Origin of the sequence: Streptomyces sp. NPDC058701 (assembly GCF_042715295.1) — a bacterium.
Lineage (GTDB): Bacteria > Actinomycetota > Actinomycetes > Streptomycetales > Streptomycetaceae > Streptomyces.
This window is the reverse complement of record NZ_JBHXSY010000002.1, coordinates 357,402-364,648: the sequence shown is the minus strand read 5'-3', so window position 1 is coordinate 364,648 and position 7,247 is coordinate 357,402. Positions and strand designations below refer to the sequence as shown.

General features: G+C 73.6%; 6 protein-coding genes. 3 read left to right on the top strand and 3 right to left on the bottom strand.

Annotated elements, in window-relative coordinates; translation table 11 throughout:
• Positions 1-305: 305 nt before the first annotated feature.
• Both ACFWW8_RS03485 and ACFWW8_RS03480 read left to right on the top strand, forming a co-directional pair.
• Positions 306-1,340 carry an alpha/beta hydrolase gene (locus tag ACFWW8_RS03485; RefSeq protein WP_386523029.1) on the top strand — a complete coding sequence of 345 codons (1,035 nt, stop codon included), beginning with the start codon at positions 306-308 and terminating at the stop codon, positions 1,338-1,340.
• Positions 1,337-2,128 carry a trypsin-like serine peptidase gene (locus tag ACFWW8_RS03480; protein WP_386522944.1) on the top strand — a complete coding sequence of 264 codons (792 nt, stop codon included), beginning with the start codon at positions 1,337-1,339 and terminating at the stop codon, positions 2,126-2,128. Before ACFWW8_RS03485 ends, ACFWW8_RS03480 begins: the two co-directional genes overlap by 4 nt.
• Positions 2,129-2,245: 117 nt before the next feature.
• On the opposite strand, the gene ACFWW8_RS03475 is transcribed toward ACFWW8_RS03480, so the two are convergent.
• From ACFWW8_RS03475 to ACFWW8_RS03465, 3 genes are all read right to left on the bottom strand, one after another.
• Positions 2,246-3,181: an EamA family transporter gene (locus ACFWW8_RS03475; protein WP_386522941.1), complete on the bottom strand. Its 936-nt coding sequence runs from the start codon at positions 3,179-3,181 to the stop codon at positions 2,246-2,248.
• Positions 3,182-3,225: 44 nt separating this feature from the next.
• Positions 3,226-4,044: an isocitrate lyase/phosphoenolpyruvate mutase family protein gene (locus tag ACFWW8_RS03470; protein ID WP_386522938.1), complete on the bottom strand. Its 819-nt coding sequence runs from the start codon at positions 4,042-4,044 to the stop codon at positions 3,226-3,228.
• Positions 4,045-4,266: 222 nt separating this feature from the next.
• Positions 4,267-5,379 (bottom strand): pyridoxal-phosphate dependent enzyme, encoded by a 1,113-nt coding sequence (locus ACFWW8_RS03465; RefSeq protein WP_386522935.1) that lies wholly within the window; start codon positions 5,377-5,379, stop codon positions 4,267-4,269.
• 221 nt (positions 5,380-5,600) lie between these two features.
• Here ACFWW8_RS03465 and ACFWW8_RS03460 point away from each other — a divergent pair, with 221 nt between their 5' ends.
• Positions 5,601-7,175, top strand: a complete 1,575-nt coding sequence (locus ACFWW8_RS03460; RefSeq protein ID WP_386522933.1) for a S8 family serine peptidase — start codon at positions 5,601-5,603, stop codon at positions 7,173-7,175.
• The last annotated feature ends 72 nt before the right edge of the window (positions 7,176-7,247 follow it).

Genomic DNA, 7,247 nt, shown 5'->3' with positions numbered 1-7,247 from the left:
AGGCTGACGCCCGCCCCCGCCGGCTGACGCCCGCCCCCGCCGGCTGACGCCCGCCCCCGCCGGCTGACGCCCGCCCGCCCGGCGACGCCCGACCGTCCGTGGCGCTCGCCACGTCGCGCCCGTCCCAGGCAACCCATCCCCTCGTTCATACCTCTGTAAGGGGTGTAAGGGGGACCGATCGGTCCGACCCGCGCCGGGAACGGGCGCCGGAGAAGGAACGGGACAATTCCGTGCAGCATGACCAGCAAGGCGACGGTGACCCCACGACCGGGGGAACCCGTCGTCCGCAGCGCCTGCGCTTGCTTCTGATCAGCGGTGGGCTCGCGCTCACCCTCGCCGCCGGCGGGGCGGCGGCGTACAAGTACGGCCTCTTCTCGGACGTGGGGGAGCCGGTCTCCTTCGGGAAGGTCCACGAGAAGACCGCCGCGGCGTCCACCAGCTCGGACGCCGCCGAGGACCCCGGCGTCCGGCCGGGCGTACGGATGCCCACCGGGCCGCCGGCCGGCTTCACCCGCACCAGCCGGCTTCCGGACGGCACCCAGATCGGCATGACCACCCTCACCGGCAAGAAGTCCGGCTTCACGGGCGACGTGTGGGTGTGGGTGCCGAAGGAGTACGACGACCCGAGGTACGCCAAGAGCGCCTTCCCGGTCCTGATCTCCCTGCCCGGCGGCCGCGGCTACCCCACGAACTACTGGGGCACGGGCCCCGGCCTCGGACTCCAGAAGGCGGTCAGCGACGGGGTGCAGGCCGGTACCAGCCTGCCCTTCGTCCTCGTCATGCCGGTGATCAACGCCGACACCAAGCACCACTTCGACGGCTCGGACATCCCCGGGGAGCCCAAGATGGGCACCTGGATGGCCGATGACGTCCCGGATTTCGCGAAGGCCAATTTCCGCACCTTCACCTCCCGCGACGGGTGGGCCTTCATGGGCTCCTCCTCGGGCGGTTTCGGCGCCTTCAAACACGTCCTGAAGCACCCCGACCGCTTCAAGGCGGCCATCGCGAGCGGGGTCGACATCGTCCCCGACTCCCCGCTGTGGAAGGGGAACACGCGCGCCATGGACGAGAACAACCCGGAGAAGCTCGCCGCGAAGCTGATCCAGGCGGGCGGCCCGGACGTGTACGTGAACTTCCAGATCGGCACCGCCGAGACCGGCCGCGACAAGGCCGAGAAGTTCATGAAGGAGTACGGGAAGGGCCCCGTGCACACCCGGCTCCAGGTGATCCAGGATGGTGAGCACAACGGAAAGTCGTACGTACGCGGCATGAGGGAGGGCTCCCTGGCGTGGATCAGCAAGGTGATGGCGGCGCCGACACCCGACCCCGCCGTGCCGTGAGCACGGTGGTGAAGGGGGCGTCGGCCGCCGCGGCCGCGGGCATCGTGGCGGTGTTCGCCGTCGCGTTCGTCGAGGCGCCGGGAGACCGGCCCGTGCACCCCTTCCCCACCGTCGGCGTGCTCATGGCCAACGGCGAGCACTGGTGCACGGCGAGCGTCGTCGACAGCCCCGAGGGCAACGTCGTCGCCACCGCCGCCCACTGCGTGGCGCCCGCGGGCGAGGACGGGGAACCGGGCAAGGTCGCCCACGACGGCCTGGCGATCGGCGAGCTCGCGTTCGCCCCCGCGTTCTCCGGGGAGGGCTCCGGCACGCAGCCGCTGGGCGTCTGGAAGGTCCGCTCGATCCACGTGGACGAGCGCTGGACGAACTGGGGCGAGGACACCGCCGACTTCGCCTTCCTCACCGTCGCCCCGGACGAGGACGGGCGCAGCGTCCAGGAGGCCGTGGGCGGGCGCGGCGCGGCCCCGGTGCCCGACTGGACGTCCGGGTACGACCGGGACGTGACCGTCGTGGGCTATCCGGAGTCGGAGCACAACCCGCAGAACAAGCCCGTCTCCTGCACCACCCAGACCCGCCACGACGAGGAGGACCCCGACATGCTGTACATCAGCTGCGCGGGGTTCTGGACGGGCACCAGCGGCAGCCCCTGGATCGCCGACCGGGGCGGCCCGGGGCGGCCGGGACGGCTGATCGGCGTGCTGAGCGGCGGGGACACGGACGTGGACTCCACGGCCGCGGTGTTCGACGAGCACGCCAAGGCCCTGTACGAGCGGGCCGCGCGCGGCTGAGCGGCGTGCGCCCGGGCCGCGCACCACTGAGCCGGGCGGGGCCCGGAGCACCCGGGGGCGCCCGGGTGCTCCGGGCCCTGGCTGCGGGCGGCTGCGGGCGGTGCCCCCGTAGACGGCCTAGGTACGGCGCTCCGTGCTGACGATCACGCCCACCGCCGCCACGACGATCGCGCCGCCGAGCAGGATCGGCCAGGTCAGGGCCTCGTCGAGGACCAGTGCGCCGAGCGCCACGGCCACGACCGGGTTGACGTACGCGTACGTGCCCACCAGCGACAGCGGAGCGGCCTGCAGCAGCCACACGTACGCGGTGAAGGCGATGAGCGAGCCGAAGAGGACCAGATAGCCGAGGGCCAGCCAGGAGGCGGTGGAGAAGGCGTCCGGGTCCAGACCGCGGTGCTCGCCGCGCAGCAGGCCGACGACCACTCCGCCGACCCCGCCCGCGAGCATCTGGTACGCGCTGCCCGTGAAGGGATTGCCCGGCAGGTTCAGCTTCGACGCCGAGAACGAGCCCAGCGACCACAGCACCGAGGCCGCCAGCACGAGCAGGACCCCGGTCAGCCGCACCTCGCCGCTGAACCCGGGAGCGGTCAGCACGGTGAGCCCGGCGAGACCGACGAGCACACCGGCCAGGGTGCGCAGCGGCGGCCGGTCCCCGCTGCTCGCCCGCAGGACCACCAGCCACATCGGTACCGCCGCCACCAGGAGCGCGGCCAGGCCGGAGGGCACGTCGGTCTCGGCGAGGACGACCAGGCCGTTGCCGCCGAGGACCAGCAGCAGCCCGACCAGGACGGCCGAGCCCAGCTGGGCGCGGGTGGCCCTGAGCGCGGCCGGACCGTACCGCCACGCGACGAGGGAGGCCAGCACCAGCCCGGCCGTGATGAAGCGGGCTCCGGCGGAGAGGAACGGAGGCATCGTCTCGACGACGATCCGGATGCCGAGATAGGTCGAACCCCAGAGGACGTAGACGAGGCCGAGCGCGGTCCAGACGGCGCCGGTGGTCTGCCGCCGCGGGGCGCCCGTGGGCGCGTGCCGCGTCAGCGATGGTGTGGGCATGACCAGATCCTAGGGGTGTGGACGGGGAAGGGCTTCCGGGTTTCTCAGCCCTTGAGCAGCCCGTTCAGCTCGCCGTACGGGAGGGAGTGCCCGAGCGAGCCGTAGGTGCCGCCGGAGACCAGCTCCTCGGCGGCACGGCGGACGACGGCGTACGCGGCCCCGGCCACCCAGGAGCCGAGGCTGACGCGGGACACGCCGAGGGCGCCGAGCGCGGCCACGGAGGGGGCGTCCGGGCCGACGAGGACGTTGAGCGGCGCGTCGATGCCCCGGGCCAGCTCGGCGACCGTGGCCGGGTCGGTCACGCCCGGAACGAAGATGCCGGAGGCGCCGGCCCGGAGGTAGGCGGCGGCGCGGGCCAGGGTCTCGTCGAGGCGGGTGGCGGGGTCGCCGAGGCCGAACAGGAACGTGTCGATGCGGGCGTTGACGAACAGCGGGACCCCGGCGGCGTCGGCGGCGGCGCGGGCGGCGGCCAGCCGCTCGGCGTGCTCGGCGGGCGCGCGGTTGCCGTCCTCGATGTTGACGCCGACCGCGCCGGCGGCCAGGACCCCGGTGACGGTCTCGCCGACGGCGGCGGCGTCGGCGCCGAAGCCGCCCTCGATGTCGGCGGTGACGGGTACGGCGACGGCTTCGGCCACGCGGGCGATCAGGTCGAGCGCCCGCTCGCGGGACAGGGCGTCGCCGTCGGGGGACCCGAGGGACCAGGCGACCCCGGCGCTCGTGGTGGCGACGGCGGGCGCGCCGGCGGCCTCGACGAGACGGGCACTGGCCACGTCCCAGGCGTTGGCGAGGGCGAGGGGTGCGGCGGGGGTGTGCAGGCGCGCGAAGGCGGCGGCCCGGGAGGCGAGGTCCGTGTGCGTGGTCATGGCGGCAGTCCACCAGACGGGCCGGGCGCGGGCGCGCGATTTTCCGACGTCAGCGTCAGCGTCGGCCGCAGCCGCAGCCGCAGCCGCAGCCGCAGCCGCAGCCGCAGCCGCAGCCGCAGCCGCCGCGTCGGCGGGGCGGACCCGAGCCCGGAGAGCCGGGTGTCCAGGCGGAGTCCCGGCTCGGGGCCGGTCCTGCCTCCGTCCCGGCGGGGGGCGTCCCCGTTACGGGGCCAGGCCCGTTTTCGTGCCCGCGCCGCACAGCGGGACCACCGCCGTGCGGCCCCGCAGGGGGTCGTCCGGGGCGGACGGGCCCACGGCCGCCCAGCAGGCCGCCGCCGTCGGCTCCACGAAGAGACCGCGCCGGGCCAGGTCCCGCCGGGCCTCCCGCAGGCGTTCCTCCGGGACCGTCAGGAAGGTGCCGCCCGACGCACGGACGGCGGCCAGGATCTGGCGGGCCCGCGGCGGAGCCGGGATCGCGATGCCCTCGGCCAGGGTGGGCCGCCGGGGCACCGGGCCGGCGTCCTCGGAACCGGCCGCGAAGGCCGCGGCCAGCGGGGCCACCGCCTCCGCCTGGACGGCGATCAGCGCGGGCGGCCGGACCCCGCGCCGGGACAGCTCCGCCACCGCGAGGGCGGCGCCGAGCAGCAGCGTGCCGTTGCCCACCGGGACGACCAGGACCTCCGGCAGCCGGCCGCCGAGCTCCTCCCAGACCTCGTACACGTACGTCTTCGTGCCGTGCAGGAAGTACGGGTTGAAGACGTGGCTCGCGTAGAAGGCCCCCGGCCCGTCGGCGGCCTCCCGGGCCGCGGCCGCGGCGGCCTCGCGGCCGCCGGGGACCACCCGTACCACCGCACCGTGCGCCCGCATCTGACCGGTCTTCGTCTCCGAGGTGCCCTCGGGCACGAAAACTTCACAATCGAGTCCGGCCCGCGCGCAGTAGGCCGCCACCGAGGTCCCCGCGTTGCCGCTGCTGTCCGCCACGACCCGCTCCGGAGCCAGCCGCCGGGCCACCTCGGCGAGCATCACGGCGCCCCGGTCCTTGAAGGACAGCGTCGGCATCAGGAAGTCGAGCTTGGCGTGAATCCGCTCGGCCAGGGGCACCAGCGGAGTGTGGCCCTCCGCGAGCGACACGGAAAACGCCCCCGGCAGCGGCAGCGCCGGCCCGTACCGCCACAGGGAGTTGGGGCCGGAGGCCGGATCCAGCACGGCCGCCGGATCCGGCGTGAAATCGAGGTCCCACGGGCCCGAGCAGACAGGGCAGCACCAGGGGGAGGTCCGGACGTCCGCGCGGGTACCGTCCTCGGCACAGACGTAACCGGGGAGTGCGTGCGTCATGTGCGGAGCGCCTTTGCTCAATCATGGCCGTCGTATGGCACGGATGTTACGCGTCCGCCGTCCTCTTGTGGGAACGACTGACGGTGGGTCAACCTTTCGAGGGCGGCGCCCCGCTGGGCCGATTGCCTTGTCATGTCCATGATTGAAATCGTGCTCGGCACCACCCGCACGGCACCGCCCCAACCCCCCGCAGCGCACCACCTATGAGGAGGACCCCTCACATGTCCGTGATGCGTCACACCCGCCGGAAGATCACCGGCATCAGCGCGATCGCCGTCGCGGCCCTCGCGTTCGGCGCGGCCGCCGCACTCCCCGCCTCGGCGGCCGACAGCGGCGCACAGGGCGTCATCGAGAACGCCGGAGCCGCCGGGTCCGTCCCCGGCAGCTACATCGTGACCCTGAAGGACTCCGCCGCCCGCTCCACCGCCGACAGCGGCAAGGCCGTGGCCAAGCGGTACGGGGCGAAGATCGACCGGACCTACAGCGCCGCCCTCAACGGGTACTCCGTCGAGGTCTCCGAGGCGCAGGCCAGAAAACTCGCCGCCGACCCCGCGGTGCAGTCCGTCGTGCAGAACCGCACCTTCACCGTCGACGCCACCCAGCCCAACCCGCCGTCCTGGGGCCTGGACCGCATCGACCAGCGGGCGCTTCCGCTGAACCAGAGCTACACCTACCCGGACAAGGCCGGCGAGGGCGTCACCGCGTACGTCATCGACACCGGCGTCCGGATCACCCACCAGGACTTCGGCGGCCGGGCCTCCTACGGCTACGACGCCATCGACAACGACAACACCGCCCAGGACGGCCACGGCCACGGCACGCACGTCGCCGGCACCGTCGGCGGCACCGCGTACGGCGTGGCCAAGAAGGCCAAGATCGTCGGCGTCCGGGTGCTCAACAACCAGGGCTCGGGCACGACGGCCCAGGTCGTGGCGGGCATCGACTGGGTGACGCGCAACGCCGTCAAGCCGGCCGTGGCCAACATGTCGCTCGGCGGCGGCGCGGACTCCGCGCTCGACACCGCCGTCCGCAACTCCATAGCCTCCGGCATCGCCTACGCCGTCGCGGCGGGCAACGAGACGACCGACGCCTCCACCAAGTCCCCGGCGCGCGTCGCCGAGGCCATCACGGTGGGCGCCACCACCAGCACCGACGCGAAGGCGAGCTACTCCAACTACGGCTCCGTCCTGGACATCTTCGCGCCGGGCTCCTCGATCACGTCCGCCTGGGCCACGGGTGACACCGCCACCAACAGCATCTCCGGTACGTCGATGGCCTCGCCGCACGTCGCGGGCGCGGCCGCCCTCTACCTCGCGCAGAACCCGGGCAGCACCCCCGCCCAGATCTCCGCGGGCCTCGTCGCCGCCGCCACCCCGAACGTGGTGACCAGCCCCGGCACCGGCTCCCCGAACCGCCTGCTCCACGTCGGCACCGGCACCACCCCGCCCGGACCGGGCACGCGCTTCGAGAACCTGAACGACTACGCGATCGCCGACAACACCACCGTCGAGTCGCCGATAACCGTCAGCGGGATCACCGGCAACGCCCCGGCCACGCTGAGCGTTCCGGTCGACATCAAGCACACGTACGTGGGTGACCTGAAGGTCGACCTCGTCGCCCCGGACGGCACCGTCTACAACCTGCGCAACCGCACCGGCGGCAGCGCGGACAACATCATCCAGACCTTCACCGTGAACGCCTCCTCCGAGGTCGCCAACGGCGTCTGGAAGCTCCGGGTCGCGGACCTCGCGAACGCCGACATCGGCAAGATCGACTCCTGGGCGCTCCAGTTCTGAGGAACGCCGGGGACAGCAGTGACTGAGCCGCGATGAACAGGCAGGGGCGACCGGGGACCGGTCGCCCCTGCT

Coding starts and splice junctions, on each gene's coding strand:
- ACFWW8_RS03475 (WP_386522941.1), bottom strand. CDS start 3,181: ATGCCCACACCATCGCTGACGCGGCACGCGCCCACGGGCGCCCCGCGG.
- ACFWW8_RS03470 (WP_386522938.1), bottom strand. CDS start 4,044: ATGACCACGCACACGGACCTCGCCTCCCGGGCCGCCGCCTTCGCGCGC.
- ACFWW8_RS03465 (WP_386522935.1), bottom strand. CDS start 5,379: ATGACGCACGCACTCCCCGGTTACGTCTGTGCCGAGGACGGTACCCGC.
- ACFWW8_RS03460 (WP_386522933.1), top strand. CDS start 5,601: ATGTCCGTGATGCGTCACACCCGCCGGAAGATCACCGGCATCAGCGCG.